Here is a 26775-nt window from a genome sequence, read left to right as displayed (position 1 = left end):
TCGCGGGCACTTTGGCACTGGATAATCAGCCGCAATTCCGCGGTTGATGGCTAAACAGGGGGACGTCATGTCCGATTATTCGGAACTCGACAAGAAGCAGGATGTGCACATCCTGCATTCCATGGGCTATGCCCAGGAACTCGAACGGCGCATGAGCTCGTTTTCGAATTTTGCCGTTTCATTCTCGATCATTTGCATTCTTTCCGGCGGTATCAATTCGCTGGCGCAGGCAACGGCCGGCGCGGGTGGTGCTGCGATCGGCATCGGCTGGCCGATCGGTTGCTTCGTCTCGCTGGTGTTCGCCGTCGCCATGGCGCAGATCAGCTCGGCCTATCCGACGGCCGGCGGTCTCTATCACTGGGGTTCGATCCTCGGTAACCGCTTCACCGGCTGGCTGACGGCATGGTTCAACCTGCTCGGCCTCGTCACGGTTCTCGGCGCCATCAACGTCGGCACCTATTACTTCTTCATGGGCTCGTTCGGCACGACCTATTTCGGCCTGACCGATACGACGACGGTGCGCATCCTGTTCCTCGTGATCATCACCGGCGCGCAGGCGCTCGTGAACCACATGGGTATCGGCCTGACCGCGAAGCTCACCGACTTCTCGGGCTACCTGATCTTCGCATCGGCGATCGCGCTGTCGGCCGTGTGCCTGTACTTCGCGCCGTCCTACGAGATCGGCCGCCTGTTCACGTTCGCCAACTATTCCGGCGAAGCGGGTGGCAATGTCTGGCCGGCAACGTCGGGCACCTGGGTGTTCCTGCTCGGCCTTCTGCTACCGATCTACACGATCACCGGCTACGACGCTTCCGCGCATACCTCGGAAGAAACGGTCAAGGCCGCTCATTCCGTTCCGCGCGGCATGGTCTCTTCCGTGCTGTGGTCGGCGCTGTTCGGCTACATCATGCTTTGCTCGTTCGTGCTGATGCTGCCGAACATGGATGATGCCGCCAAGCAGGGCTGGAACGTGTTTTTCTGGGCGATGGACACGCAGGTCAACGCGACCGTCAAGGATATCCTCTACTTCGCTATCCTCGTGTGCCAGTGGCTGTGCGGCCTTGCGACCGTCACCTCCGTCTCGCGCATGATCTTCGCCTTCTCGCGCGATGGCGGCCTTCCGGCTTCCAAGGCGCTCGCCAAGGTCAGCCCGAAGTACCGCACGCCGGTTTCGGCGATCTGGACCGGATCGATCCTCTCGGTGCTCTTCGTCTGGGGCTCTTCGCTCGTTTCGATCGGTGACACGCCGGTTTACACGATCGTCGTTTCGTGCACGGTCATCTTCCTGTTCTTCTCCTTCGCAATCCCGATCACGCTCGGTCTCTTCGCCTGGGGGACTTCGAAGTGGGACAAGATGGGTCCGTGGAACATCGGCGAGGGCATGTACAAGCTGTTCTCGGTGCTGACCATCCTGGCGATGATCCTGATCTTCGTTCTCGGCGTGCAGCCGCCGAACGGCCCGGCGCTCTATGTGACCGTCGGCTTCCTGGTGCTGACCGCGATCGTGTGGTTCGGCTTCGAAAGCCGCCGCTTCAAGGGCCCGCCGATCGGCGAGGAAGTTGCGCGCCGCCAGGCCGAGATCGCGGCTGCCGAAAAGGCTGTCGGCGAAGGCTGATATATTCTTCCAAGAAAGCGGGGCCGCGTCCGGCGGCCCTGCATTGCGGTTGACCGACATTAGACTGCGCAGTCCGGCGCGGCATTGCCGCACGGAGCATGCCGTTTCGTTGGCCCGATTTCAGTTTAAATTTATGGGGAGGTCCATATGAGCATCTATACTCTCGACGATCTGAAGCAGGACGTTGCCGACGGACGCATCGATACCGTGCTGGCATGCCAGGTCGACATGCAGGGGCGGCTTATGGGCAAGCGTTTCCAGGCCGAATACTTCGTCGAAAGCGCCTGGAAGGAAACACACAGCTGCAACTATCTCGTTGCCACCGACATGGAGATGGAGACCGTCTCTGGTTACAAGGCGACCAGCTGGGAAAAGGGCTACGGCGACTACACGATGAAGCCGGATCTCTCGACGCTCAGGCGCATTCCCTGGCTTGAGGGGACCGCACTTGTGCTCTGCGACCTGCTCGACCATCACACACACGAGGAAGTGCCGCATTCGCCGCGTGCGATCCTGAAGAAGCAGGTCAAGCGGCTGGAAGATATGGGCATGAAGGCCTTCATGGCATCCGAGCTCGAATTCTTCCTGTTCGACCAGACCTACGAATCCGCGCAGGCATCCGGCTATCGCAATCTCAAGCTCGCCAGCGCTTATAATGAGGACTATCACATCTTCCAGACGACCAAAGAGGAAGAGGTGATGCGGGCGATCCGCACCGGGCTGCAGGGCGCCGGCATTCCCGTTGAGAACTCCAAGGGCGAGGCTTCGGCAGGCCAAGAGGAGATCAATGTGCGCTATGCCGATGCGCTCGCCATGGCTGATCGCCACTCGATCATCAAGAACGGCTGCAAGGAAATCGCCTGGGCCAAGGGCAAGGCGATCACCTTCCTCGCCAAGTGGCACTACAATGCTGCCGGCAGTTCGTCGCATATCCACCAGTCGCTGTGGAGTGCCGACGGCAAGACGCCGCTGTTTGCCGACGACAAGGGCAAGTACGGCATGTCCAGCCTGATGGAAAACTACATCGCCGGCCTGCTCGCGCATGCAAGCGAGATCACCTATTTCCTGGCGCCCTACATCAACTCCTACAAGCGCTTCATGGCCGGAACCTTCGCGCCGACCAAGGCGATCTGGAGCAAGGACAACCGTACGGCTGGTTATCGGCTTTGCGGTGACGGCACCAAGGCGATCCGCATCGAATGCCGCGTCGGCGGCTCCGACCTCAACCCCTATCTCGCCTTCGCCGCATTGTTGGCGGCAGGGATCGACGGGATCGAGAACAAGATGGAGCTGGAAGCGCCCTTCGTCGGCGACGCCTATGGCGCGCGCAAGGTGCGCGAGATTCCGCGGACGCTCCGGGCCGCGACCACGGCCATGACAAAGTCCAAGATGCTGCGCAATGCTTTCGGCGACGACGTCATCGATCACTATACCCGCGCGGCGGAGTGGGAGCAGGAGGAGTATGACCGCAGGATCACGGACTGGGAGGTAGCGCGCGGTTTCGAGCGAGCATGAGATAATCGCAACACTCGCTCTGATTGTTGCGTTGGTCGCATTGTGCTAATGTGCTCCGGCGTTTCCAGAGGAGATCGACATGGGTGTGATCGACAGCGCATGGTTCTACGAAAAGCTTTCACAGCGCGACGCTTCGCTTCGCGACATGGCCCGGTTCATGGGGCTTGAGCCGAGCGCCGTGTCGCGCATGCTGAGCGGCGAGCGGAAGATGAGCGCCGACGAGCAGGACCAGATCGCGGATTATCTCAGCGTTCCGTTGGAGGAGGTGGCAGCGCATCGACGCGGTGACGCCGCCGGCTTCGCGGAGAAGAAGCAGGCGGCCTATGAGGGCGGCGGCACCGCACCGGTTTTGGCCGACGAGCCGCCCGTCAAGATGTTTACGGAGGACGATGTCATCTACAAGGATGGCAAGCGCTGGATGGAGCTGGAGGATGGAACGCTGATCGAGGTGCACCCGGCCTGGGGCTGCATGAAGGGGACGTTGACCATCATGCCGGGGGTCGATCTGACCGCGCCTGCCGATCCGGATTGGGGTAAAGTCTACGACGATGACTGACCGCTTCCTCCTCGATACCTGCACGGTTCTCTGGCTTGTCGAGGGAGCGCCACTCAGCAGAGAGGCGAATGTTGCGCTTAGTAGTGGACGTGAAAAGCGCGGCCTGTTTGTTTCGTCGATGTCGGCGTGGGAGATTGGGATTTTGATCAGCAAGGGGCGGCTGCCAACGACGAAGGATGCGATGTACTGGTTTGAAGACGCTATGGAACTGATCGGAGCGCAGACCGCTGATGTTTCTCTGCAGGCGCTTGTCGCGTCATCTTTTCTACCGCAGCCCGTTCACAACGATCCAGCAGACCGCATCCTCATCGCCACGGCGCGGGAGAACGACCTGACCATCATCACGCGCGATCGCGCGATCCTTTCCTATGGCGTCGCGGGGCATGTCCGCACGCTGGCCTGTTAATGACTGGAGTTTGGAAATGACTGTAATTCAATGCATATCGCCGATCGACGGATCGGTTTACGCCGAGCGTCCGGCGCTGTCGCTGGAGGCAGCGAAGGAGGTCGTGGCGCGGGCGCGCAAGGCGCAGAAGGCCTGGGCAAGGCGACCGCTGGAAGACCGTGTCCAGCTGGTGCTGAAGGGTGCGGCGCGACTGAACGAAATGTCCGACGTCGTCGTTCCCGAGCTTGCCTGGCAGATGGGGCGTCCGATTCGCTACGGCGGCGAGTACAAGGGTTTCAACGAGCGCTCCAACTACGTCGCCTCGATTGCCGCCGATGCGCTGGCGCCGCTGGTTGTTGAACAGAGCGACAAGTTCGAGCGCCGCATCGAGCGCGAGGCGCATGGCGTCGTCTTCGTCGTGGCGCCCTGGAATTATCCCTACATGACCGCGATCAACACGATCGCGCCGGCGCTGATGGCGGGCAATACGGTTGTGTTGAAGCATGCTTCGCAGACGCTTCTCGTCGGCGAGCGGCTGGTACAGGCCTTCGTCGAGGCCGGCGTTCCCGAGGATGTGTTCCAGAACGTTTTCCTCGACCATGAGACGACATCGGCGCTTATTGCCGCCGGCAGCTTCAACTTCGTGAACTTCACCGGTTCGGTCGAAGGCGGGCGCTCGATGGAGCGGGCGGCGGCAGGCACGTTTACCGGGCTCGGCCTCGAGCTCGGCGGCAAGGATCCGGGTTACGTCATGGAAGATGCCGATCTCGATGCGGCGGTCGATACGCTGATGGACGGAGCGACCTACAATTCCGGGCAGTGCTGCTGCGGGATCGAGCGCATCTATGTCCATGAATCCCTTTATGACAGCTTCGTCGAGAAGTCGGTCGCATGGGTGTCGAACTACAAGCTCGGCAACCCACTCGATCCGGAAACGTCGCTCGGTCCGATGGCGAACAAGCGTTTCGCCAAGGTCGTGCGCGAGCAGATCGCCGATGCGGTCGGGAAGGGTGCCAAGGCGCTGGTCGATCCGAAGCTCTTCCCTCAGGATGATGGCGGCGCCTATCTCGCGCCGCAGATCCTCGTCAATGTCGATCACTCGATGGCCTTCATGCGCGAGGAGACCTTCGGTCCCGCCGTCGGCATCATGAAGGTGAAGAGCGACGACGAGGCGCTGGCTCTGATGAACGACAGCCAGTACGGCCTGACGGCCTCGCTCTGGACCAAGGATGCCGAGCGGGCAGGGCGGCTTGGCCGCGAGATCGAAACCGGCACCGTGTTCATGAACCGCGCCGACTATCTCGATCCGGCACTGTGCTGGACCGGCGTCAAGGAAACCGGTCGCGGCGGCTCGCTGTCGATCATCGGCTTCCAGAACCTGACGCGTCCGAAATCTTACCATCTGAAGAAAGTGACAGCATGAGCGCGCATATCACAGCCAACTGGAGCTACCCGACTTCATTCAAGCTCGGCCGCGGCCGGATCAAGGAACTGGCGGATGCCGCCAAGAGCCTCGGTATGAAGAAGCCGCTCCTCATCACCGATCGCGGCCTGGCGACGATGGCGATCACCACGAACGCGCTCGACATTCTCGAAGCGGCTGGGCTTGGCCGGGCGATCTTCGCCGATGTGGATCCGAACCCGAATGAGAAGAACCTTGCGGCCGGCGTCAAGGCGTTCAAGGATGGCGGCCATGACGGCGTCGTCGCCTTCGGCGGCGGTTCGGGCCTCGATCTCGGCAAGTGCGTGGCCTTCATGGCCGGCCAGACGCGTCCCGTATGGGACTTCGAGGACATCGGCGACTGGTGGACGCGCGCCTCGGTCGAGGGTATCGCGCCGATCGTGGCCGTGCCGACCACGGCGGGCACCGGCTCGGAAGTCGGTCGCGCCAGCGTCATCACCAATTCCGAGACGCATGTGAAGAAGATCATCTTCCATCCGAAGTTTCTGCCCGGCGTCGTCATCGCCGATCCGGAGCTGACAGTCGGTATGCCGAAGATCATCACGGCCGGCACCGGCATGGATGCCTTCGCGCATTGCCTGGAAGCCTATTCCTCGCCCTTCTACCACCCGATGTCTGCCGGCATCGCGCTTGAGGGCATGCGTCTGGTCAAGGAGTTCCTGCCGCGCGCTTACAAGGAAGGCACGGATCTCGAAGCCCGCGCCAACATGATGTCGGCCGCCGCCATGGGCGCTGTCGCGTTCCAGAAGGGGCTCGGCGCCATCCATGCGCTGTCGCATCCGATCGGCGCCGTCTACAACACGCATCACGGCATGACCAATGCTGTCGTGATGCCGGCCGTGCTGCGCTTCAACCGCGCCGTCATCGAAGACAAGATCGCCCGCGCGGCCGCCTACCTCGGCATTTCAGGCGGCTTCGACGGGTTCTACGATTACGTGCTGAAACTGCGCTCCGAACTCGGCGTGCCCGAGAGCCTCTCGGCGATGGGCATCAAGCCCGATCGAATCGATGAACTCTCGGCGATGGCGATCGAAGACCCGAGCGCAGGCGGCAATCCTGTTGCGATGACGCTTGAGAACACCAAGGCGCTGTTCAAGGACTGCTTCTGATACAAAATGCGGACCTGAGATTTGGCCCGGAAAGCACTGCGCTTTCCGGGTCTTTTTCGTTGTGCTGCAGGGCGTCCGGGGGCGAATGGCGAAGGCTGCTGCAAGAAATGCGGGCCGGGATTTCGGATGCCTTGTTTAGATATTGTTAACCATGTTTGGAAAGGATGCAGTAACCGCACGATGCATCCCGATGTGCGCAATAGAGCGATCCCGGCTCGCGACATTTCCCCCGAGGAACGAACATGGCAGTCATCACATTTGCAAACACCAAGGGCGGCGCCGGGAAGACCACCGCTGTTCTGTTGCTGGCCACCGAGCTTGCCCGCAAGGGCTACCGGGTCACCATCCTCGATGCCGATCCGCAGCACTGGATTTCGCGCTGGCACGAAATCTCCGGCCATGTGCCCAACGTCTCGGTGATCGACTTCGTGACCTCGGCATCGCTGCCGCAGCATATCTCCGAGAACAAGCACAACACCGACTATTTCATCATTGACCTGCCGGGCGCCCGCAATCCGATGCTGGCAACGGCGATCGGTCTTTCGGATCATGTCCTGATCCCGATCCAGGGCTGCGCCATGGATGCGCGTGGTGGGGCGCAGGTGTTGGAGTTGCTGCAGTATCTCGACGAGAAGGCGGGTATCCGCATCGGTCACTCCGTTGTGCTGACGCGCGTCAACTCGATGGTGACGACACGGGCGCTCGCGATCGTGAAGACGTTGCTCAACCAGCGGCAGGTGCCGGTGCTCGATACCGCGATCATCGAGCGTTCGGCCTTCCGCGATATCTTCGATTGCGGCGGCACGCTGCACACGCTCGATCCGGCGCGTGCCAGCAACCTCGACAAGGCGCGCGAAAACGCCCTCTGTTTCGCCGAAGAGATCATGCGCAAGCTGCCGGTGAGACTGCCGGCCGCGGCGCGCATGACCGGTCCGCTGATCCGTTCGGCTGCCTGATCACTCATTTTGTGATTGAAAATGCGCCCCGGTCCGCTGGGGCGCATTTTCATTGATGCAAGGTCGGTTTCCTCGTTTCGACGCGACCATGTATCTCCGCATCAGTGCCTGCTTTTCCCTCGGGTGGGTATCACCCGAAAAGGGTAATTTTCGTTGTTTCCAGAAGCTTTACACTGGTATCCTCGCCTGCGGTGCGGGCGCTTGCCGGGGGAACAATGATCGTCGCTGAAGATACCTATGACAGTCTGGTCGACACCATCTACGGTGTAATTTTCGGCGAGGCCACCTGGGACATGTTTCTTGGCCGATGGAACGACATCGTTCCCGGCGGCAAGACCACGCTGTTCTACCACGACCCGATGCGGGCGGAGGGCGCGTCTCATATAGACAAGGGTTTCAGCGATGAATGGGTTGAAAGTTACTCCGATCATTTCGCGAGCATAAACCCCTGGGCGCCGGCCATGAGCGTGATGCCGATGTGGCGCGGCTTCCTGTCCGAGGAGTTGCTGCCGCGTGAGCAGTTCGTGAAGACAGAGTTCTACAACGACTTCTGGAAGCAATGCGGCGAGACCGCAATCGGCATGGCGCTGGTGAAGCGAGACGGCCGGATGTTCAACATCTCCAGTTCGATCGCAAACGGCGGGCCCGAGGAAAACAGGGTTTACGCCGATACCTTCACGCGGCTTGCGCCGCATCTGCACCGGGCGGTGCGCTATTTCGAGGCTGGAAAGGGCGAGAAGAGCGCGGATGAGCTCGGTGGTCGGCTGTTCGACGCGATCGGCGTCGGCGTTTTATTGGTTGGGGACGGCGGCAAGCTGCTGTCGGCCAGCGCGGTCGGGGAGCAGGCATTGACCGAGGGGCGGTCCGTACGCCTCGACCTACAGGGAAAAGTCTGGCTCGCCGATGCCGACGCCAATGCGTGCCTCGGTCGATTGCTCTCGCAATGGCGTGACGGCGAGCGGCAGCAGGTGCTTGATGTGAATGGCGTCAAGCTTACCCTCGTCCGTCTGCAGAAGAGTGCCCGCATTCAATTCTTCGATGCGCCGAGCATTGCCATCATCATCGAGCCATCAGCCAAGCCCGTGGCGATGGATGTGCCGGGGCTTGGAGGCAAATTCGGGCTGACCAGGGCGGAGATCAAGATCATGCAGGGGCTGCTGCACGGATCATCGATCACCGATATCGCCATCGAGAGCAACAGGTCGCGCGAGACGATCCGCAGTCAGCTGAAGTCGGTGTTTGCGAAGACAGGGGTCAATTCGCAGTCGGAATTGTTGCGGCTCGTCTATTTCAGCGAGCAGGCGCGCCGCAACAACTAGAGCCTTTCCCGCTTAGATTGAAGCATTCTGCCGGAGCAGGTTTTCGTCAGGGCAAAGGCGATTGGCGAAGGGCATACCCTGGGTACGGTCGAGCCGATCGCCTTTGAACCGGGCGGAAAGATGCCCGGCCCCTCCGGGGTTGGCTGAAACAGGCCGCCCGATCGCCCGGCCGGCTTGGCCGTATGCTTTGGCTACGACGCGCGCCAGCCGGGCGACCATTCGACTCCGTTTGAGCCAACAGAATGTTTCAATCTAAGCAGGAAAGGCTCTAGCGCTTATCAGTCCACGAACTCGACGGTGACACCGGGCTTGACCATCTTGGCGAGTTCGGTGGCGTCCCAGTTGGTCAGGCGGATACAGCCGTGGCTCTGGGTGCGGCCGATCTTCGAGGGTTCGGGCGTTCCGTGAATGCCGTAGGTCGGCTTCGACAGCGCCATCCACACGGTGCCGACAGGGCCGTTCGGGCCCGGCGGGATGTTGAGGATCTTGTCGTTGGCGCCCTGCTGGAAGTTGATCTTCGGATTGTAGGTATAACCGGGATTGAAAGCGACGCGCTCGACCGTCACCGTGCCCGAAGGCGAGGGCGTGTCGGTGGAGCCGATCGAGGCCGGGTAGGCGGAGATCAGTTTGCCGGAGGCGTCATAGGCGAAAACCTGCTTCTTGCCCTTGTCGGCGATGATGCGGGCCACACTGCCGGTCTTGACCTCACCGGGATTGACCACCTTGATGATGGTGCCGGGGACGGTGAAGTCGGCGCCTGCGTTCAGCTCCTTCAGGAAGCCTTCGTCCATGTGGAAGCGTTCGGCCAGAGCCTCGGTTACCGAGGTGAAGGCGAGCGAGGTCATCTGCGACTTGTGCGCATAATCCTCGGGGATCTCGGCGACATAGGGGCCGGCCGCGTCTGCGGGCGTGATGGTGTAGCTGACGACAGGCAGGCCGCCGGACATGCGCAGCTGCTCGAGGATCGCGTCGGTATTGTTCGGATCGAGCGTCTCACCGGTCATCTGCTCATAGGCGTAGACCGCCTTGGTGACGTTAGCGCCCATGTGGCCGTCGATGGCGCCAGGCGAAACGCCGGCGCGGTCGAGGAAGACCTGCAGCGCGACAATCTCGGATTTCGACTTGTTCTTCAGCGTGATGACGGGATCGGCCGGACGGGTCGGCTGCGTGACCTGCGGCTGCTGCTGGTCTGGATCGATCGATGCGTAGTCGCCATCGTTCTGCGGGTAGGGCTGATCCAGCTGCTGGCGATCGATCGATGCCTCGCGCGGGATGGCGCCAGTGACCGCGCCGCGCTCGGAATAGCGCGTGTCGCCGTACTGGTCTTCGCTGTAATAAGGATCGTTGTTGTAGACATCGCGGCCGTAGACCTGGCGCGAGGGCGGCGGCGGATAGTAGCCGCGTGAGCGCGCCTCTGTGGCGATGATGTTGCCGTAGCCGTCGACCAGCACGCGGTTGCCGGCGCGATCGCGCGTGTAGCCGCTGCCTTGAGGCATGTAATCGAGGATCTCGCCGTTCGGCGTGACGAAGACGACGCTGCCCTGGCGGCGATATTGTTGCGCGGACGCATCCTGAACCACTGCCGACATGGCCAGCACGATAACGGTCCCAGATAATGCCGATTTCAGAAAGCGATTCACGTCTTCGTATCCTTCAGTGACTTGGCGACACACACCCGCGAATTTTGACGCTAGTGTGGAATTTATGAAATCGTGCTGAACAAAAAATGAAAAAACCAATAAATTTCCCTTTACTCATAAACATTTGAGAGGGCCAGCTGGTTCCAATCAAAATCTCGTTGGCGGTGGCGACACCTTGGATTGACGAAACAGCGGGTGCCGCCTAACCCTACGGAAGTTCATTTTGAGGGGGAGACGGGATCATGATGGAATTCGCAGCCGCGACGGGGCCGAAGCTGATGCTGGACGAGACGTCGCTGATGGATATCGGTGGCTGCTTGGTCGAGGGCATCGATATCGCCCCGAAGCAGGCCGTTCCCGACGACGGCGATGAGCGCATCTCGCATTCGGTGCAGGGGTTCCTTTTTACCTGCGGGCCCGACCACATCCGCCATCGCGAACCGATCCCCGGCCGCTCCGACGGCAAGGTCTTTCCGCTGCACGGCTCGGCCGCCGGCCATGCCGCCAAGGTGCTCTGGACCAAGTTCGAAAACGGCAATGCGGAATGCCGCGCCGATATCGACATTGTCACCGTTGAGGGGTTGCCTGCCCGGATCGAGCGCCATTGGTTCATCGACGGCAAGACCGGCGAGGCGCATCTGAAGGACAAGGTGATCAACACCAGCGACCAGACCGTGCCGACGTTCCTGATGTATCATATGAACATCGGCGGCAAATGGTTCGACGAGGGCACGCGGCTCGAAGGCGCAATGCTTGAGAATGGCGGCTTCCCCTGGCGTTTCGGCAAGGATGGCGGCGATATCTTCTGCGTGGAAGCGCCGGCAACGCGCGATGGCCTGGCGGAAGTGCGGCTTGGGCCGATGGCTTCAATCGGCGGCAAGACGCTGCGGGTGCGGGTGAAGGCCGATACGCTGCCGCATCTGCAGGTCTGGCGCAACCAGACGGCGCCGGCCGATGTGCTCGGCATCGAGCCGGTCTCGCACCGTTGGGTGCCGCGCGCGGAGCTTGAGGAAGCCGGTGAATTCAACATGCTCAAGCCCGGCGAAAGCCGCGAGTACGGGCTCAGCTTTGCTTTCGTTTGACACGCAAATCAACAGGCTGATTCAACCGTGTTGTGCGGTTGACGGCATTGATCGGGCGGCGTAGTCATTCAGCCCACGATTTCAGGAGTATTTGCGATGGACATCCGCCAGATCGACGACGAATATTCGGTTTCCGGCCAGATCACGGTCGATGAGCTCGACGAGATCAAGGCCATGGGCTTCAAGTCCATCGTCTGCCATCGTCCGGACCAGGAGAGCATGGACCAGACGCCGTTCGCCGATATCGCCGCGCGCGCCAAGGAGCTCGGTCTTGAGATCGCCCATGTTCCCGTTGGCCCCATGGGCGTGACGGAAGAGGCGGTCGCCGGCATGGTCGACGCGCTGGACGAGTTCCCGCGCCCGATGCTCGGCTACTGCCGCTCCGGCGCCCGCTCGACGGCGATCTACCAGAAGACCCATCACATCCGCACCTGATTCAAGGCGCGGGCTGTAAAGTCCGGCGCTGCGCTTGCGTGCGGCGCCTCTTTCATTTCATGACAAGGAGAACAACATGAGCATCAAGCGTATCGACGCCGGCGCCCGCATGAGCGGCGCGGTCATCCACGGCAACACCGTTTACCTCGCCGGCCAGGTTGGTGAAGGCGCAACCGTGACCGACCAGTGCAAGGACGCGCTTGCCGAAGTCGATCGCCTGCTGGCCGCTGCCGGCTCCGACAAGTCGAAGATCCTGCAGACGCTGATCTATCTCTCCGACATCTCGGATTTCGCTGAAATGAACGCTGCGTGGGAAGCCTGGGTCGACCCGGCCAACACGCCGGCTCGCGCCACCAGCGAAGCCAAGCTGGCCGCTCCGAAGTACAAGGTCGAGTTCATCGTCACGGCTGCGATCTAATATCGTTTCCATTGCGATTTCGAAAGCCGGTGAGGAGTTCAGCTCCTCACCGGCTTTTTATTTGTGCGATTTCCGAGAGCGTGCGGGTCGGGGTGATCGCCTCGGGGTCGAGCTTGATCTCGATGATAGCGGGCAGGCCGCTTTCGCGGGATCGCTCGAAGGAGGGGGCGAAGTCTTCGGTTTTCTCCACCGTCTCGCCATGGCCGCCATAGGCGCGGGCGAGGGCGGCGAAATCGGGGTTGGTGAGACCGGTGCCGCTGACGCGGCCGGGATATTCGCGCTCCTGATGCATGCGGATCGTGCCGTACATGCCGTTGTTGATCAGAAGCGTGATGAAGGGCAGCTTGTAGCGGATGGCGGTGGCGAATTCCTGGCCGTGCATGAGAAAGCAGCCGTCGCCGGCAAAGCAGATCACTTCGCGATCCGGAAACAGCGCCTTGGCAGCGACGGCTGAGGGGACGCTGTAGCCCATGGAGCCCGATGTCGGGGCTGCCTGGGTGTTGAACTGGCGGAAGCGATGGTAGCGATGCTGCCAGGTTGCGTAGTTGCCGGCGCCGTTGGTGAAGATGGCGTCGGGCCGTGTGTTCTCTTCGATCCAAGCCATGATCGGCCCCATGTGGACGTCCCCCGGTCCCGTTTGCGGCGGTGTCGACCAGGCGAGATAGCCTTGATGCATGCGCTCCGTGCGGTCCGCCCATCGCGCTTGCGTGGGGGCTTCGAGATCGGCAAGGGCTGCGACGAAATCCTGTGGGCTGGCCGCTATGGCGAGATCCGGGCGATAGATACGGCCGAGCTCGGATGGGTCAGGATGGATGTGGACGAGCTGCTGCTGCGTGTAGGGGATATCGATCAGCGTATAGCCCGAGGATGGCATTTCCGACATGCGGCCACCGAGCAAGATCAGCAGATCGCTCTCCTTGATCTCCCGCGCGAGTTCGGGATTGATGCCGACGCCGATATCGCCGGCATAGCCGGGATGCAGATGATCGAACAGCATCTGGCGGCGGAAGGAGCAGCCGACCGGCAGGCTGAAGCGTTCGGCGAAGGTCTTGAAGTCGGCCACCGCATCGGCATCCCAGCGCGAGCCACCGAGGATGACCATCGGGCGTTCGGCCTTCAGCAGGCGCAAATAGAAGTCGTCGACCTGGCTGCGGCCGGGATGGGCTTCGACGCGCGAGTAGCGCCTGGCGCGCGGTGCTTCGACCATATCGCGCAGCATGTCCTCGGGCAGTGACAGGACGACGGGGCCGGGGCGGCCGGAGGTGGCGAGCGCGAAGGCACGGGTGACGAATTCGGGGATGCGGGCTGCGTCGTCGATCTCGCCCACCCACTTGGCGTATTCGGTCAGCGCGCGGCGAAACTCGACTTCCTGGAAAGCTTCGCGTTCGCGGGCGTCGCGCTGGACCTGGCCGATGAAGAGGATCATCGGGATGGAGTCCTGCTTGGCGATGTGCAGTCCTGCCGTCGCGTTGGTGGCGCCGGGGCCGCGGGTGACCATGCAGATGCCGGGCTCGCCGGTGAGGCGGCCCCAGGTGTCGGCCATCATCGCGGCGCCACCCTCCTGGCGGCAGACGATGACCTCGATGTCGCTGTCATGGAGCGCGTCGAGGACGGCGAGGAAACTCTCGCCGGGAACGCAGGAGAGGCGTTTCACCCCATTTGCCTTCAATGCCTCGACGATCAGTTCTCCGCCTGTCCGTTTCATTTTTTCCCCTCCCATTGGATGAGTTCCGCGAGCACCTCCTCCTGGTGCTCTCCCAGTCTCGGACTGGGTCTTTCATAGCTGAGCGGCGTCCGCGACAGGACGACCGGGGTTCGGACACCGGGAATGACGGTGCCGGCGCTATCCTCGAGATCGATGCGCAGGCCGCGTGCGACGATCTGCGGATCGTTGAACATGTCCTCGATGGTGTTGATCGCGCCCGAGGGGACCGCATTCGCTTCGCAGGCCGCAAGAAGATCGGCCTTCGCCCATTTCAGCGTTTCGGTCGAGACCAAGCGTCTCATCTCGTCGCGATTGGCGACGCGGGCCTTGTTGGTGGCGAAGCGTTCGTCGTCGGCGATCCCGCCGAGGCCGAGGATGGCGCATAGGCGGCGGAACTGGCCGTCATTGCCGATGGCGAGGATGAGGTAGCCATCTGATGTGGGGACGACCTCGTAGGGCGAGATGTTGGGATGGGCGTTGCCGAGGCGCGTCGGCGGGCGGCCGGATATGAGGTAGTTCATGTTCTGGTTGGCGAGCACGGCCGACTGGACGTCGAGCAAGGCCATGTCGACCAGCTGGCCTTCGCCCGTCTTCAGGGCGTGGATGAGGGCTGCCTCGATCGCCGAGACCGCGTAGATGCCGGTGAAGATATCGGCGATGGCAACGCCCGCCTTCATAGGCTGTCCATCGGGCTCGCCCGTGATCGACATGAAGCCCGACATGCCCTGGACGATATAATCGTAGCCCGCGAGGCTCGCATAGGGACCTGTCTGGCCGAAGCCGGTGATCGAGCAATAGACGAGCTTGGGATTGATCTGGCGCAGGCTTTCGTAATCGAGCCCGTATTTGACGAGGCCTCCGAGCTTGAAATTCTCGATGACGACATCGGCGGTGGCGATCAGCCGGCGGACCAGCGCCTGGCCTTCCTCGCTGCGGAGATCGGCCGTTATCGAGCGCTTGCCGCGATTGGCGGCGTGGTAATAGGCGGCCGAGAGGTTTTCGCCATCGGCACCCTCGACGAAGGGGGGACCCCAGTGCCTCGTATCGTCGCCGCCATCGGGGTTTTCGACCTTGATCACGTCGGCGCCGAGATCGGCCAGCATCTGGCCGGCCCAGGGGCCAGCCAGGACACGCGCGAGTTCGATGACACGAATGCCTGCGAGCGGCGCTCTGTTAGGCTGGGTCTGCGTCATGTTCCTCCCACGATAGATCAGGGTGCCCGCGTCTCCTCAGATGTATCGGATACGGGCTTGGATGCAAAGCGCCGCTCGCGCCAGATGATATAGAAGCCGGAGCCCATGATGATCGATATGCCGAGCCATTTCAGCGCATCCGGGAAATCGCCGAAGACCAACCATGCGAAGGCCGTGGCGGAGACGATCTCGAAATATTGCAGCGGGGCCAGCGTCGAGGCCGGTGCCGAGCGATAGGCATAGACGCCGAAGATGCCGGCGATCGCTGCTGTGACGCCGACGCCGAGAAGATAGAGCCAGGCGCGGGTGTCGGGGATGACGGGGTCGAGTATATCGGAGCCGCTGCCATGGCCGAGATAGAGCAGGACGGCGCAGATGAGCAGGCCCCAGAGGCTCATGTGGAACTGCATGACCCACGGGTCTTCGCGCTGCGCCAGCGCCCGGTTCATCATCGCGGAGATGGCGATGCAGACCGCACAGACGACGGGCAGAAGTGCGACATAACCGACCTCCTGGAAGCTCGGCTGGATGATGAGGATCGCGCCGAAAAAGCCGACGCCGCAGGCCGTATATCTGCGCCAGCCGATTTTTTCCTTGAGGAAGATGCTGCTCAGGATCGTCAGGATGATCGGCTCGACGAAGAAGATGGCGATGGCATCGGCGACCGCCATGTATTTCAGCGCGGTGACGAAGGAGATCATCGAGACGGTGATGATGGCGCCGCGGATGGCGTGGAAGAAGCTCTGCTTCCAGGTGATGTCGGTGAGGTTGTGACGCCAGAGCACGATGGGCAGCATGCAGAGCGCCTGCACGCCGAAGCGCGCCGCGGTGATCTGGGCTGAGGGGACCGTGCTGATCGCAAGCTTGGAGAAAATGTCGATGATGGGCGACAGCAGCACCGAAATGAACATCAGGATCAGCCCCATCATCACTTCCGATGGGGTGTTGCTGGTACCGGTTGCCGCGTTGCTGCTCATGACGGAATTCTCTGATTGGGGTAGGGGACCGGGATCAGCCGTTGACGGGACGAGCGGTTGCCTGATCGCACCAATCGGCGAATGCCGATATGGCCGCGTCGGCGCCGATCTCGTTCAAGGTCTCGTGGCGCATGTCCTGATATATCTCAGTGCTAATACGGGAGAAGCCATGCGTTTTCAAATGGTTTGAGAGCCAGAGAATGGCTTTTCCATTCTCCGTCGCCGGATCCTTGCCGCCGCCGACCAGATGGATCGGCGTCTCGGTCGGCAGGCGGGCGAGATGTTCTTTCTGCGGCGCCCTGAACGTCAATTCGAAGAGGTCGAGCCAGAGCGAAACGGAGGCGCCGAAGCCGCAGAGCGGATCGGCCACATACTTGTCGACTTCAGCGGGATCGCGCGACAGCCAGTCGAAATCCGTGCGGCGGTTGGCGACCGATTTCGCCCAGGTGCCGAAGGTCAGCTTCGGCAGCAGGTCGCTCGGGACGTCGGAGCCTTTCAGCGCGCGCTCGATCAAGAGGATCGCCTGCGCGGCGCGGCCGGCGAGGCCGGGATTGAAGTTCGAGTTCCAGACGGCGACGGCGTCGAATTTTCGCGGGTAGGTGACGGCGGCGTTGAGGGCGATCAGCCCGCCCATGGAGTGGCCGAAGAGAATGATCGGCAGGCCGGGATGCTCGGTCGCGGCCTCGTCGCGCATCGCCTCGATATCGTCGACGACGTAGCTCGCGCCATTACGCCTTGCGAAGCGACCGATCGGCGCGTCCGGCGCGGTGGTCTCGCCGTGACCGCGATGGTCGTGGGCGTAGACATGGTAGCCGCGCGCGGCCATCGCTTGCGCAAAGCGCTGAAAGCGTTTCGAGTGCTCGGCCAATCCGTGGCTGATCAGCAGGATGCCGCGCTCAGTGCCTTCGGGCTGCTGATAGTGATAGGCCAGTGAAGCGCCCGCATGGTCGAGGCGCCGGGTTTCTGCAAACATGATTTCCTCCGTGGCGGGAGAAGACCAGAACAGCGGTCAAATGCAACAGGCGGAGCGGGTTGTGCCGGAGATTTTCGCTTGCCTCGTTTTGCCGCTTGCCTGCCGATGCGCCGCGTGCTTTGATGTTCATGAATTGTTCTTTCGTGGGGATGGGTATGGGCAATCTCGGTTTTCGTGTCATCGCATTGTTCCTGTTGTCGATCATGGCCGGCTCCGCTTTTGCGCAGGAGGGCGGCGGGCGCACGCGCTTCATTCTCGCGGCCAGTTGGCAGCCGGCCTTCTGCCAGACCAACCAGCGCAAGGCTGAATGCTCCAGCCAAGGCAGCGACCGCTACGACGCCAAGAACTTCTCGCTGCACGGGCTCTGGCCGATGCGCAAGGATTATTGCGGCGTTTCCGACGCTGATCGCTCCGCCGACAAGGGGGGCGACTGGAGGGACCTGCCGGAGGTGAAGCTCTCGGCCGAAACGAAGTCATCGCTCGACAAGGTCATGCCCGGCACGCAATCGGCGCTCGAGCGGCATGAATGGATCAAGCACGGCACCTGCACCGGCATGAGCGCCGACGCCTACTTCGCCGATGCCGCAAGGCTGATTGAGGACCTGAACGCATCCGCCGTCCAGGAGCTGTTCGCCGCCAATATCGGCAAGTCACTGGCTGGAGACGCGATCAAGGCGGCCTTCGACAAGAGCTTCGGCCCCGGCGCCGGCGACCGGGTGAAGATGAGCTGCCGCCGCGCCGGCAACAGCCGCGTTATCAGCGAACTGACGATCGGTCTGTCCGCCGATGCGACGGATGGGAAGGGCAAGGATCTCGCCGATCTCATCCAGGGCGCGGGCCGGACATCCTTCGGTTGCAACGAGGGCATCGTCGACGCGGCGGGATTTTGAGGTCGTAGGATAATCTCAATTTTTGACGTCTATCGTCTCGAGCTGGCGGTGACCAATAGCATGAGTGGCGACTGATGTCCGAGATGGTGGCATGTGAAAGCGATCAGACTGCTGCAGGCGAGATGCCGTTATGGCGCATGTTCCTGATCGTCTACGCGACCGCCCTGGCAATGGTGCTGTTCGATCTCGTTGATGGGATAAGGTTCGTCAGCGATATCGACGATCAGTTGCGCGAACTCCAGATTCGGCACCTGATGTCCCCGCAGGGGCACTGGTTCGATCTGTCGCTTCCCTTCATCTCGATGCCGACGACTTACGTGTCGCCATGGTCACGGCTGGTCGATCTTCCTTACGTGGCGATTGCCTGGTTGCTGCAGCCCTTCATGCCGACCGCGCAGGGGCTTTCCGTTGCCTTCCAGGTGTGGCCGCCGATGTTGCTCTCGCTATGCTGCCTGCTGGTCGCAACGACCGCACGGCGCTTGCTTGCGGGGTTTTCGCTGACGGAAACGACGCTCACGCTGTCGTTGATGCTCGCCACCGTTCTCATGAGCATGGGCGTGCTGGAGTTCACACCGGGTCGTATCGATCACCATAACGTCCAGATCGTCGCTCTCATGATGATCATCGCAGGGCTCGTTCGATGGGATCGGGCAGGGGGGCTGATGATCGGTGCCGGTGCTGCGATCTCGACGGTGATCGGGCTCGAGTGTCTTCCGCTCGTCGTGATCGCCTATGCCGGGCTCGTTGTCTGCTACATCGGAAATGTCGCCGGGGTGCGCACCGTCCTTGTCGCCGCATCCGTCTCGATGGTGATCGTCACGCTTGTGTCCGCCATGGCGTTCCTCGGCCCCGCCGCTGCCGTTTCGACGCAATGCGACGCCTTCTCCGCCCCCTACATCTTCCTGCTCTCGGCATTTTCCGCCGTTCTCGGTGCGGGCGTGGCGATCCAGAGTGATCGCGCGGGGCCTTTCATGCGGCTCGTTGCCCTGGCAATTCCGGCCGTCGCCGTTCTGGTCGTCGCCGCCTACCTCTTTCCATCCTGCATTTCGGGGCCCTACGGTATCATAGACCCGGTGTCGCGGGAGCTGTGGTTCGATCGGGTATGGCAGGAAAAAAGCATCCGGTATTTCTACGAGAACGGTCAATATGATCTGTTGCTCCTCCTGGCATTGACGGCTGCCGTCGGCGCCTATGTCGGTCCGCTCGTGTGGTTCAAAATGCGGGAGCGGTCGTTTGGACCAGCAATCGCCTATCTCATGGCGTTGGGCGCCCTCGTTCTCACCTGCTTCGTGACGCGCAACATTCGCTTTCCGATCGCGCTGATGCCGGTGTTCCTTCCCGTCGTCATCGCGACGATGACGATGAAATCACAGGCTTTCTACAAAATGTACCGGTTTTCCGCGGTGGCCGCTGCTGCCGTTGCGGCCGCGCTTTGTGTCTTCTTCGTGCTGGTGCCGTCGGTTCAGCATAAATTCGACGAGGTCGACTATATGGTGGCGAGCGAGTGCGAGCGGCAGGATTTCTCCGTGCTTCACACTGTCCCGCCGGGCCGCGTCGCCGCGCCGCAAGGGATCGCCATGCCTCTGATCCTGGCGGCGCCATCGGGCTTTTCGGTCGCCGCCATGCCGTTCCATCGTGCATCGCCCGGAATGAAGCGGATGTTCCAGGCGTTCATGACCTCGGATCCCCAGCTGCGTCGCGCGGCGCTGGCGCCTTTCGATTACGTCGCCGTCTGCCGCTTCCCCCTCGAAGCCGATCCGAAGCAGGCGCCGCTTTATGCCGCATTGGCGCGTGGGGATGGCTGGCCGGGGCTGGAGCGGGTCAATCCGCCCACACGCAGCGATTTCCAGCTTTTCCGGATCGATCACGCCGCCTTGCAATAGAGCGGGCTGATTTTCAGCCTCAAACTGCGGGTGATCTGCGACAAAGCGGGTGGATTTTGCCGCTGGCGCGTTGCCCCCGGGCGCCAATTCGCCTACATAGCGGCAAACCAATTTCCCCCGGAGCAGAATTACCGATGGCACGTCAGTTCATCTACCACATGTCGGGACTGAACAAGTCCTACGGCGCCAAGAAGATCCTCGAAAACGTCAACCTGTCGTTCTACCCGGATGCCAAGATCGGTATCCTCGGCCCGAACGGCGCCGGTAAGTCGACCGTGCTACGCATCATCGCCGGCCAGGACAAGGAATTCACCGGGGAAGCCTGGCTCGCCGAAGGTGCGACCGTCGGCTACCTCGAGCAGGAACCGCATCTCGATCCGGCCAAGAACGCCTTCGAGAACGTCATGGAAGGCGTGGCCGACAAGCAGGCCGTGCTCGACCGCTACAACGAACTGATGATGAACTATTCCGACGAGACCGCCGACGAAGGCGCCAAGCTCCAGGACATCATCGACAGCCAAAATCTCTGGGACCTCGAACAGCAGGTCGAGATGGCGATGGAAGCATTGCGCTGCCCGCCGAAGGATGCCGACGTCACGCTGCTTTCGGGTGGTGAGCGTCGTCGTATCGCGCTCTGCCGCCTGCTGCTCTCGCAGCCGGACCTGCTGCTCCTCGACGAACCGACCAACCACCTCGACGCCGAAACGATCGCATGGCTTGAAAAGCACCTGCGCGATTATCCGGGCGCCGTGATGATGATTACCCACGATCGCTACTTCCTCGACAACGTCACGGGCTGGATTCTCGAGCTCGACCGCGGCCGCGGCATTCCTTACGAAGGCAACTACTCCGCTTACCTGCAGGCGAAGGCCAAGCGCATGCAGCAGGAAGCCCGCGAAGAAGCCGGCCGCCAGAAGGCGCTGTCGCGTGAACAGGAATGGATCGCTTCCAGCCCGAAGGCTCGTCAGGCGAAGTCGAAGGCCCGTATCAAGGCCTACGAACAGCTGGTCGACGCGGCCGAAAACATCCGCCCCGGCGATGCGCAGATCATTATCCCTGTGTCCGAGCGTCTCGGCCAGGTCGTCATCGAGCTCGAAGGCATCAACAAGGGCTTCGAAGGCCGCACGCTGATCAACGATCTCACGATCAAGCTGCCGCCTGGTGGTATCGTCGGCATCATCGGCCCGAACGGCGCCGGCAAGTCGACGCTGTTCAAGATGATCACCGGCCAGGAAAAGCCGGATGCCGGCTCGATCCGCATCGGTGACACCGTTCATCTCGGCTATGTCGACCAGAGCCGCGATGCGCTCGACGGCAACAAGACCGTCTGGGAAGAAATCTCGGGCGGCGCCGAAGTCATCAAGCTCGGCAAGTTCGACATGAACTCCAGAGCTTATTGCGGCGCCTTCAACTTCAAGGGCGGTGATCAGCAGCAGAAGGTCGGCAATCTCTCGGGTGGTCAGCGCAACCGCGTTCACCTCGCCAAGATGCTGAAGGCCGGCGGCAACGTTCTGCTGCTCGACGAACCGACCAACGACCTCGATACGGAAACGCTCGGTGCGCTGGAAAGCGCGCTCGAAGCCTTCGCCGGTTGCGCCATCATCATCAGCCACGATCGCATGTTCCTCGACCGCCTGGCGACGCACATCCTGGCCTTCGAAGGCGACGGTCATGTCGAATGGTTCGAAGGCAACTTCGAAGACTACGAAGAAGACAAGGTTCGCCGCCTCGGTCCCGACGCGCTGAACCCGGGCAGCCAGGCCTACAAGCGCCTGACGCGATAAGCCTTCGCTCGGAAGAGCAACTGCAAGAAAAGCCCCGGTTCGCCGGGGCTTTTTTGTGAGGAGAGATGTCGCGATTTGCGCAGGGAATTTCGTGAACTGATCGAAATCCCGCTTGCACGACCAAATCATTTCACATAAAGATATCTTTATATGTTGATTGGATCGGATATGGGTGAGCCCGTCAGGCTAGGTTTGGATGCGTTGGTGGACGTGCTGCGGGCGGCGGGCGAGCCGACGCGCCTGCGTCTTCTGGCGCTGCTGGCTGCCGGCGACGTGACCGTCACCGATCTTACCGAAATTCTCGGCCAATCCCAACCGCGTATCTCGCGCCATCTCAAGCTGCTTGGCGAAGCCGATCTCATCGATCGCTACCAGGAAGGCGCCTGGGCCTATTTCCGGCTGCGGCAGGAGGGGAAGGCGGCGAGCTTCGTGCGCAATCTTCTGGCGCATGCCTCCGACAACGATCCTGTCATCCTGCGCGATGGCGAGCGGCTCGATGCCGTCAAGCGCCAGCGCTCGGAGCGGGCGCAGGCCTATTTCAGCCGCAACGCCGCCGAATGGGATGAGCTTCGCCGCCTGCACGCCGCTGACGAGGAAGTCGATGCCGCCGTGATCCGGCTGCTCGGCAACCAGCCGATCGATTCGCTCCTCGATCTCGGCACCGGCACCGGCCGCATCCTGGAGCTTCTGTCGGGGCTCTATCGTCGCGCGATCGGCGTCGATGCCAGCCGCGACATGCTGAGCGTCGCCCGCGCCAATCTCGACCGGACAGGCATCACCAAGGCCTCGGTGCGCCATGCCGATATCCTGAACCTGCCTTTCGAGGCGCAGGATTTCGACCTGGTGACGATCCATCAGGTGCTGCACTTCTTCGACCAGCCGGAAATCGCCATTGGGGAAGCGGCACGCATGCTGCGCCCGGGCGGACGGCTCGTCATCATCGATCTGGCGCCTCACACGCTGGAATATCTTCGTGACGACCACGCGCATGTGCGTCTCGGCTTCTCGCACCAGTCGATGACCGACTGGCTGCGCAAGGCGGGGCTCGATATCGAGCAGGTCGTCGATCTTCATCCGGGGCACGAGAGCGGGCAGGGGCTAACTGTTACCATCTGGCTCGCGCGCGACCCCAGGCGCCTGATGGCCTCCGCCGAGAGCGATCACGCCGCACCCACATTTGCCGGGAGAGACTGACATGGCTTTGAACCAGGACGCGCGCAACAGGATCGGCATCTCGTTCGAATTCTTTCCGCCCAAGTCGGAAGAGGCCGAGGGCCAGCTCTGGAAGACGGTCAGCGAGTTGCAGGACTGGAATCCCGACTTCGTGTCGGTGACCTACGGCGCCGGCGGCACGACCAAGGCGCCGACGCTTGCGACCGTGTCGCGCTTCATCAGCTCAACGCCGCTTGCCACGGCCTCGCACCTCACCTGCGTGGGCGCCACCAAGGAAGAGACGCACAGCGTCGTCGAGAGCTTCCGCAAGGCTGGCGTGAAGCACTTCGTGGCGCTGCGCGGCGATACGCCCGATGGCGTCGGCGCGCCCTATACGCCGCATCCGGGTGGTTATGCCAACGCCTCCGAGCTGGTCGCCGGCCTGCGCGAACTCGGCGATTTCGAAATCTCGGTCTCGGCCTATCCGGAAAAGCATCCTGAAAGCCGCGACGTGGCCGCCGATATCGACATGCTGAAGCGCAAGGCCGATAACGGTGCCAACCGGGCGCTGACGCAGTTCTTCTTCGACAACGACAATTTCGAGCGCTACCTGGAGAAGGTGCGGGCGGCCGGGATCACCATCCCCGTCGTTCCCGGCATCATGCCGATCATGAACCTGACGCAGCTGAAGCGCTTCGCCGGCGCCTGCGGCACCGTCATCCCGGCATTTCTCGACGAGCGCTTCGAGGGCTATGACGACAAGCCGGAAGAGCGCGCCAAGGTCGCGGCCGATGTCGCCGCCGAGCAGATCGAGGATCTGGCCCGTCGTGGTATCTCGGATTTCCATCTCTATACGATGAACCGCGCGCCGCTGGTCTCGGCGGTTCTGACGAACCTCGGCTTCAAGCGTAACGCAGCCAAGAGCGCGGGTGCCGCCGCCTGATCAAGGCGAAGTTTACAGTCTATAGAACTGAAAAAGCGCAGACCGCGATGGCCTGCGCTTTTTCTGTTTCATGAACTCTGCGCTATCTAGGAGTTTCGGCATAGTCCGTTTGAAGCGGCATCCTGTGTCAGATGAAAAGCATCGACAGCACGAAAAGAAACGCCGCACCGATCAAAAGGACATTCAAGGATCGTGTCAGTCCCATGTCTGTCTCCTCGCGTTAACGAGCTGATAATATGTCGGGACTGTGGCAGTTGGAAAGCGCTTTTTTTGCTGCGATGCGGCGAAAATGTCACATCTCCCACTGGTGACAAAAGCTACTTCGCTGAATTTTCACGACAAAATCGGTCGGAAAAATATTCACACATTTTAACGGAGCGTAAAAAAGGGCGACCCGCCGTTTACGCCTGTGGCGGATTGCAGGCGCGGTACAGGCCGCTGAAAACGCTCACGAAATCGGAAAACGAAAAAGCCGGGCGCTTGGCCCGGCTGTTGTCGTCGTTTTCAGCTTTCTCGCGGGCGCTCAGAGCGCGTTGAGGAGGGCGGGCGTTGCCCAGCCGTCGGCCGGCATGCCGAGACGCTGCTGCTGCTTCTGGATGGCGATGCGGGTGCCGGAGCCGAGGATGCCGTCGATGGCGCCGACGTCGTGGCCCATCGTGTCGAGCTTGGTCTGCAGTTCCTTCATCTGGTCGTTGGTCAGGCCCTGCTCAGGCGTGCCCTTGAGATAGGGCTCGGCGCCGGAGAGGCGGGTCGCGAAATAGGCGGCCGAGGTGGTGTAGATGAAGGACTTGTTCCACTCGAGATAGATGCCGAAGTTCGGATAGGCGATGAAGGCCGGTCCGAGGCGGCCCTGCGGCAGGACGAGATCGCCGCGCAGCGTGCCGAAGTTGGTGTCGCCGTTGCGCGGCTTGACGCCAAGCGCGAACCATTCACCTGCCGTCATCGTGCCGCCGAGGCCCGACTTCTCGAAGGGCAGATCCTGCGGGATGGTGACTTCCTGCAGCCAGGGCTGGCCCTTCTGGAAGCCGAGGTGCTGGATGAACTTGGCGGCGGTCAGGATGGCATCAGGGCCGCTCTGCTTCAGGCGCACATGGCCGTCGCCGTCGCCGTCCATGCCGTAGGCGATGATATCGCGCGGCAACATCTGCACCTGGCCGATTTCGCCGGCCCAGGCACCCGTGTTGGTCTCGGGGTCGAGGTCGCCGTGCTGGACCATCTCGATCAGCGCGATCAGCTGCGGGCGGAAGAGTTCCGGACGGCGGCAATCATGGGCGAGGGTGACAAGCGCGTTGCGGGTGTTGAAATCGCCCTGCACGGCGCCGAAATCGGTTTCCATCGCCCAGAAGGCGGTGATGACACCAGGGGGCACGCCGTATTCCTGTTCGGCGCGCGAAAAGACGTCGGCGAACTGCTTCATCTTCTGGCGGCCGATGTCGAGGCGGGCCTGGCTGACGGTGCGCTGCGAGAATTCGAGGAAGGTCTGCTTGAACACGCCCTGGGCGCGGTCGCGGCTCAGCACCTTCGGATCGATCTGGGCACCGGCGAGCGCCTTGTCGGCGGCTTCGGCGGAAGCGCCGGCTGCGATCGCTTCGGCCTTGACGCCGGCGAGGAAGGTGGAGAGATCGCCGTCACATGCGACAGCCGGAGCGGCGGGGGCTGCCGCCGTCGCGGGCGCCTGACCGGCCGGTGCGGCCGGGGCCGGTGTTTGCGCTGCCGCGCTGGTCGCCAGACCAGCGGCAAGGAGGAGAGCGAGCGCAGAACGGCTTGCAGGCGTGCGGTGCATGGAGTGTATCCTCGTCATTGCTTGAATTGCTGTCGATGTCCCAAATGATTGTGACAGAAGCAAGAAAGAAAACGGGACGTTACTAAGAATTCCTATCCTTGGATACGGCAGCGACCCAGTTATTCCAGTTCTTCGCCGAACCCGCGAACACGTTAATGTCAGTCGGGCCCTTGATCCCAGGGATCACGCCGGTCGAGGTGTACTGCCAGAAGGCCCAGCGACGGTTGGCATAGGTGACCTCGGGGTGCTTCGCGACGGAGCGAACCCAGAAGTGATAATCCTGGAAATAGCCGTCGAGATTTTCGCGGTGGAAGTCGACCGAGGTGTAGATGATCGGCCGCTTGCCGTAATAGGCTTCGAGCCTGTCCATGAAGCGCTTGATCTCGGAGCGCACGGTCTCGGGATCGGGGCGCGTGCGGCAGGTCTTCGATTCACCGTTCCACTCGACATCGAGCACCGGCGGCAGCTTCATGGATTCCTTCGGCACGTTGCTGATGAACCAGTCCGCCTGCTCGTCGGCGGACGAGCAGAAATAGTAGAAGTGATAGGGGGCGTGCGGAATGCCGACCTGGCGGGCTTCCTGCCAGTATTCGCTGAAGCGCGGATCGATGCGGTCCTTGCCTTCGGTCGCCTTGATGAAGGCGAAGTCGACGCCCGACTTGCGCACCGTCTGCCAGTCGATATCGCCCTGCCACTTGGAGATGTCGATACCGTGGATGGCGTTTTGCTGCGGATGCTTAGGCCCGAAATCCTGCGGATCGGTGTCCTGGAAGCGCATCTTCGGCTTTATCGAGGCGGTGGAGAGATAGTCATAGCCCGAGGAGGTGCAGCCAGCGAGCATGAGGGCAAGGGGCAATACGCATAACAGAAGCCGGCGCATGGATGTTCCGTCGTGAACCGAATGATCTTTTTGCCCCACAGCCTGACCTTCGAATTGACGCGTCCAGCGCTTAGATGCCCTCTCTATTCACCATATCAACGTAAAAAATCGGTTAGTTTC

The 26775-nt window shown here is 61.8% G+C and carries 23 protein-coding genes; 16 read left to right on the top strand and 7 right to left on the bottom strand.

Features of this window, described 5'->3' with window-relative positions; all coding sequences use genetic code 11:
• Window positions 1-67 precede the first annotated feature (67 nt).
• The 8 genes from ACVTFQ_RS10925 to ACVTFQ_RS10890 all read left to right on the top strand — a co-directional run bounded on the left by ACVTFQ_RS10925 (window position 68) and on the right by ACVTFQ_RS10890 (window position 8917).
• On the top strand, window positions 68-1615 hold the full coding sequence (locus tag ACVTFQ_RS10925) for an amino acid permease (RefSeq protein WP_047505872.1): 1548 nt from the start codon (window positions 68-70) through the stop codon (window positions 1613-1615).
• Window positions 1616-1762: 147 nt separating this feature from the next.
• A complete protein-coding gene (locus ACVTFQ_RS10920; protein WP_047505870.1) occupies window positions 1763-3130 on the top strand; it encodes a glutamine synthetase family protein in 1368 nt (455 codons plus the stop codon).
• 79 nt (window positions 3131-3209) lie between these two features.
• The gene (locus tag ACVTFQ_RS10915; protein ID WP_111562137.1) at window positions 3210-3686 is read left to right on the top strand and encodes a helix-turn-helix domain-containing protein; all 477 of its coding nucleotides are present in this window, start codon (window positions 3210-3212) and stop codon (window positions 3684-3686) included.
• Window positions 3679-4092 (top strand): type II toxin-antitoxin system VapC family toxin, encoded by a 414-nt coding sequence (locus tag ACVTFQ_RS10910; RefSeq protein WP_112436868.1) that lies wholly within the window; start codon window positions 3679-3681, stop codon window positions 4090-4092. The genes ACVTFQ_RS10915 and ACVTFQ_RS10910 overlap by 8 nt, the downstream gene beginning before the upstream one ends.
• A 16-nt stretch (window positions 4093-4108) precedes the next feature.
• Window positions 4109-5494, top strand: coding sequence for an aldehyde dehydrogenase family protein (locus ACVTFQ_RS10905; RefSeq protein WP_111562135.1), 1386 nt, complete (start codon window positions 4109-4111; stop codon window positions 5492-5494).
• On the top strand, window positions 5491-6642 hold the full coding sequence (locus ACVTFQ_RS10900; RefSeq protein ID WP_111562134.1) for an iron-containing alcohol dehydrogenase: 1152 nt from the start codon (window positions 5491-5493) through the stop codon (window positions 6640-6642). Before ACVTFQ_RS10905 ends, ACVTFQ_RS10900 begins: the two co-directional genes overlap by 4 nt.
• Window positions 6643-6884: 242 nt before the next feature.
• Window positions 6885-7598 carry a ParA family protein gene (locus tag ACVTFQ_RS10895; protein ID WP_018897531.1) on the top strand — a complete coding sequence of 238 codons (714 nt, stop codon included), beginning with the start codon at window positions 6885-6887 and terminating at the stop codon, window positions 7596-7598.
• A 215-nt stretch (window positions 7599-7813) separates the two neighbouring features.
• On the top strand, window positions 7814-8917 hold the full coding sequence (locus ACVTFQ_RS10890) for a helix-turn-helix transcriptional regulator (protein ID WP_111562133.1): 1104 nt from the start codon (window positions 7814-7816) through the stop codon (window positions 8915-8917).
• Window positions 8918-9195: 278 nt separating this feature from the next.
• Here the strand turns inward: ACVTFQ_RS10890 and ACVTFQ_RS10885 are convergent, their stop codons facing one another.
• A complete protein-coding gene (locus tag ACVTFQ_RS10885) occupies window positions 9196-10557 on the bottom strand; it encodes a L,D-transpeptidase family protein (RefSeq protein WP_470423890.1) in 1362 nt (453 codons plus the stop codon).
• A 242-nt stretch (window positions 10558-10799) separates the two neighbouring features.
• On the opposite strand from ACVTFQ_RS10885, the gene ACVTFQ_RS10880 reads away from it, so the two are divergent.
• The 3 genes from ACVTFQ_RS10880 to ACVTFQ_RS10870 all read left to right on the top strand — a co-directional run bounded on the left by ACVTFQ_RS10880 (window position 10800) and on the right by ACVTFQ_RS10870 (window position 12492).
• A complete protein-coding gene (locus ACVTFQ_RS10880) occupies window positions 10800-11639 on the top strand; it encodes a DUF4432 family protein (protein WP_111562131.1) in 840 nt (279 codons plus the stop codon).
• A 96-nt stretch (window positions 11640-11735) separates the two neighbouring features.
• A complete protein-coding gene (locus tag ACVTFQ_RS10875; RefSeq protein WP_018897535.1) occupies window positions 11736-12074 on the top strand; it encodes a protein tyrosine phosphatase family protein in 339 nt (112 codons plus the stop codon).
• Between the two features lie 76 nt (window positions 12075-12150).
• Window positions 12151-12492 carry a RidA family protein gene (locus ACVTFQ_RS10870; RefSeq protein ID WP_047505852.1) on the top strand — a complete coding sequence of 114 codons (342 nt, stop codon included), beginning with the start codon at window positions 12151-12153 and terminating at the stop codon, window positions 12490-12492.
• Between the two features lie 46 nt (window positions 12493-12538).
• On the opposite strand, the gene ACVTFQ_RS10865 is transcribed toward ACVTFQ_RS10870, so the two are convergent.
• The 4 genes from ACVTFQ_RS10865 to ACVTFQ_RS10850 are packed head-to-tail and all read right to left on the bottom strand — an operon-like array spanning window position 12539 to window position 17340.
• On the bottom strand, window positions 12539-14197 hold the full coding sequence (locus ACVTFQ_RS10865; protein WP_111562130.1) for a thiamine pyrophosphate-binding protein: 1659 nt from the start codon (window positions 14195-14197) through the stop codon (window positions 12539-12541).
• Complete coding sequence (gene caiB, locus ACVTFQ_RS10860) at window positions 14194-15390, bottom strand: succinate--glutarate CoA-transferase (protein ID WP_111562129.1); 1197 nt, start codon at window positions 15388-15390, stop codon at window positions 14194-14196. Before caiB ends, ACVTFQ_RS10865 begins: the two co-directional genes overlap by 4 nt.
• Window positions 15391-15407: 17 nt before the next feature.
• Entirely contained in the window at window positions 15408-16367 is a 960-nt protein-coding gene (locus ACVTFQ_RS10855; RefSeq protein ID WP_111562128.1) for a DMT family transporter, read from the bottom strand.
• 34 nt (window positions 16368-16401) lie between these two features.
• A complete protein-coding gene (locus ACVTFQ_RS10850; RefSeq protein ID WP_111562127.1) occupies window positions 16402-17340 on the bottom strand; it encodes an alpha/beta hydrolase in 939 nt (312 codons plus the stop codon).
• A gap of 155 nt (window positions 17341-17495) precedes the next feature.
• Here ACVTFQ_RS10850 and ACVTFQ_RS10845 point away from each other — a divergent pair, with 155 nt between their 5' ends.
• The 5 genes from ACVTFQ_RS10845 (at window position 17496) to metF (ending at window position 23992) form a co-directional block, all read left to right on the top strand.
• On the top strand, window positions 17496-18230 hold the full coding sequence (locus tag ACVTFQ_RS10845) for a ribonuclease T2 family protein (protein ID WP_111562126.1): 735 nt from the start codon (window positions 17496-17498) through the stop codon (window positions 18228-18230).
• A gap of 74 nt (window positions 18231-18304) precedes the next feature.
• A complete protein-coding gene (locus ACVTFQ_RS10840) occupies window positions 18305-20113 on the top strand; it encodes a hypothetical protein (RefSeq protein ID WP_313760855.1) in 1809 nt (602 codons plus the stop codon).
• Window positions 20114-20247: 134 nt separating this feature from the next.
• Window positions 20248-21897 carry an energy-dependent translational throttle protein EttA gene (gene ettA / locus ACVTFQ_RS10835; RefSeq protein ID WP_047505839.1) on the top strand — a complete coding sequence of 550 codons (1650 nt, stop codon included), beginning with the start codon at window positions 20248-20250 and terminating at the stop codon, window positions 21895-21897.
• 168 nt (window positions 21898-22065) lie between these two features.
• Window positions 22066-23091: an ArsR/SmtB family transcription factor gene (locus ACVTFQ_RS10830; protein WP_111562124.1), complete on the top strand. Its 1026-nt coding sequence runs from the start codon at window positions 22066-22068 to the stop codon at window positions 23089-23091.
• Window position 23092: 1 nt separating this feature from the next.
• Window positions 23093-23992, top strand: coding sequence for a methylenetetrahydrofolate reductase [NAD(P)H] (gene metF / locus ACVTFQ_RS10825; protein ID WP_047505834.1), 900 nt, complete (start codon window positions 23093-23095; stop codon window positions 23990-23992).
• Between the two features lie 523 nt (window positions 23993-24515).
• Here the strand turns inward: metF and ACVTFQ_RS10820 are convergent.
• Entirely contained in the window at window positions 24516-25775 is a 1260-nt protein-coding gene (locus ACVTFQ_RS10820; RefSeq protein WP_111562123.1) for a lytic murein transglycosylase, read from the bottom strand.
• Between the two features lie 82 nt (window positions 25776-25857).
• A complete protein-coding gene (locus ACVTFQ_RS10815) occupies window positions 25858-26655 on the bottom strand; it encodes a glycoside hydrolase family 25 protein (RefSeq protein WP_026282822.1) in 798 nt (265 codons plus the stop codon).
• Window positions 26656-26775: the final 120 nt, after the last annotated feature.

The organism is Rhizobium sp. O111, from assembly GCF_055616315.1.
The sequence above is the reverse complement of the archived record's forward strand: the minus strand, read 5'-3'. Positions and strand labels throughout refer to the sequence as shown.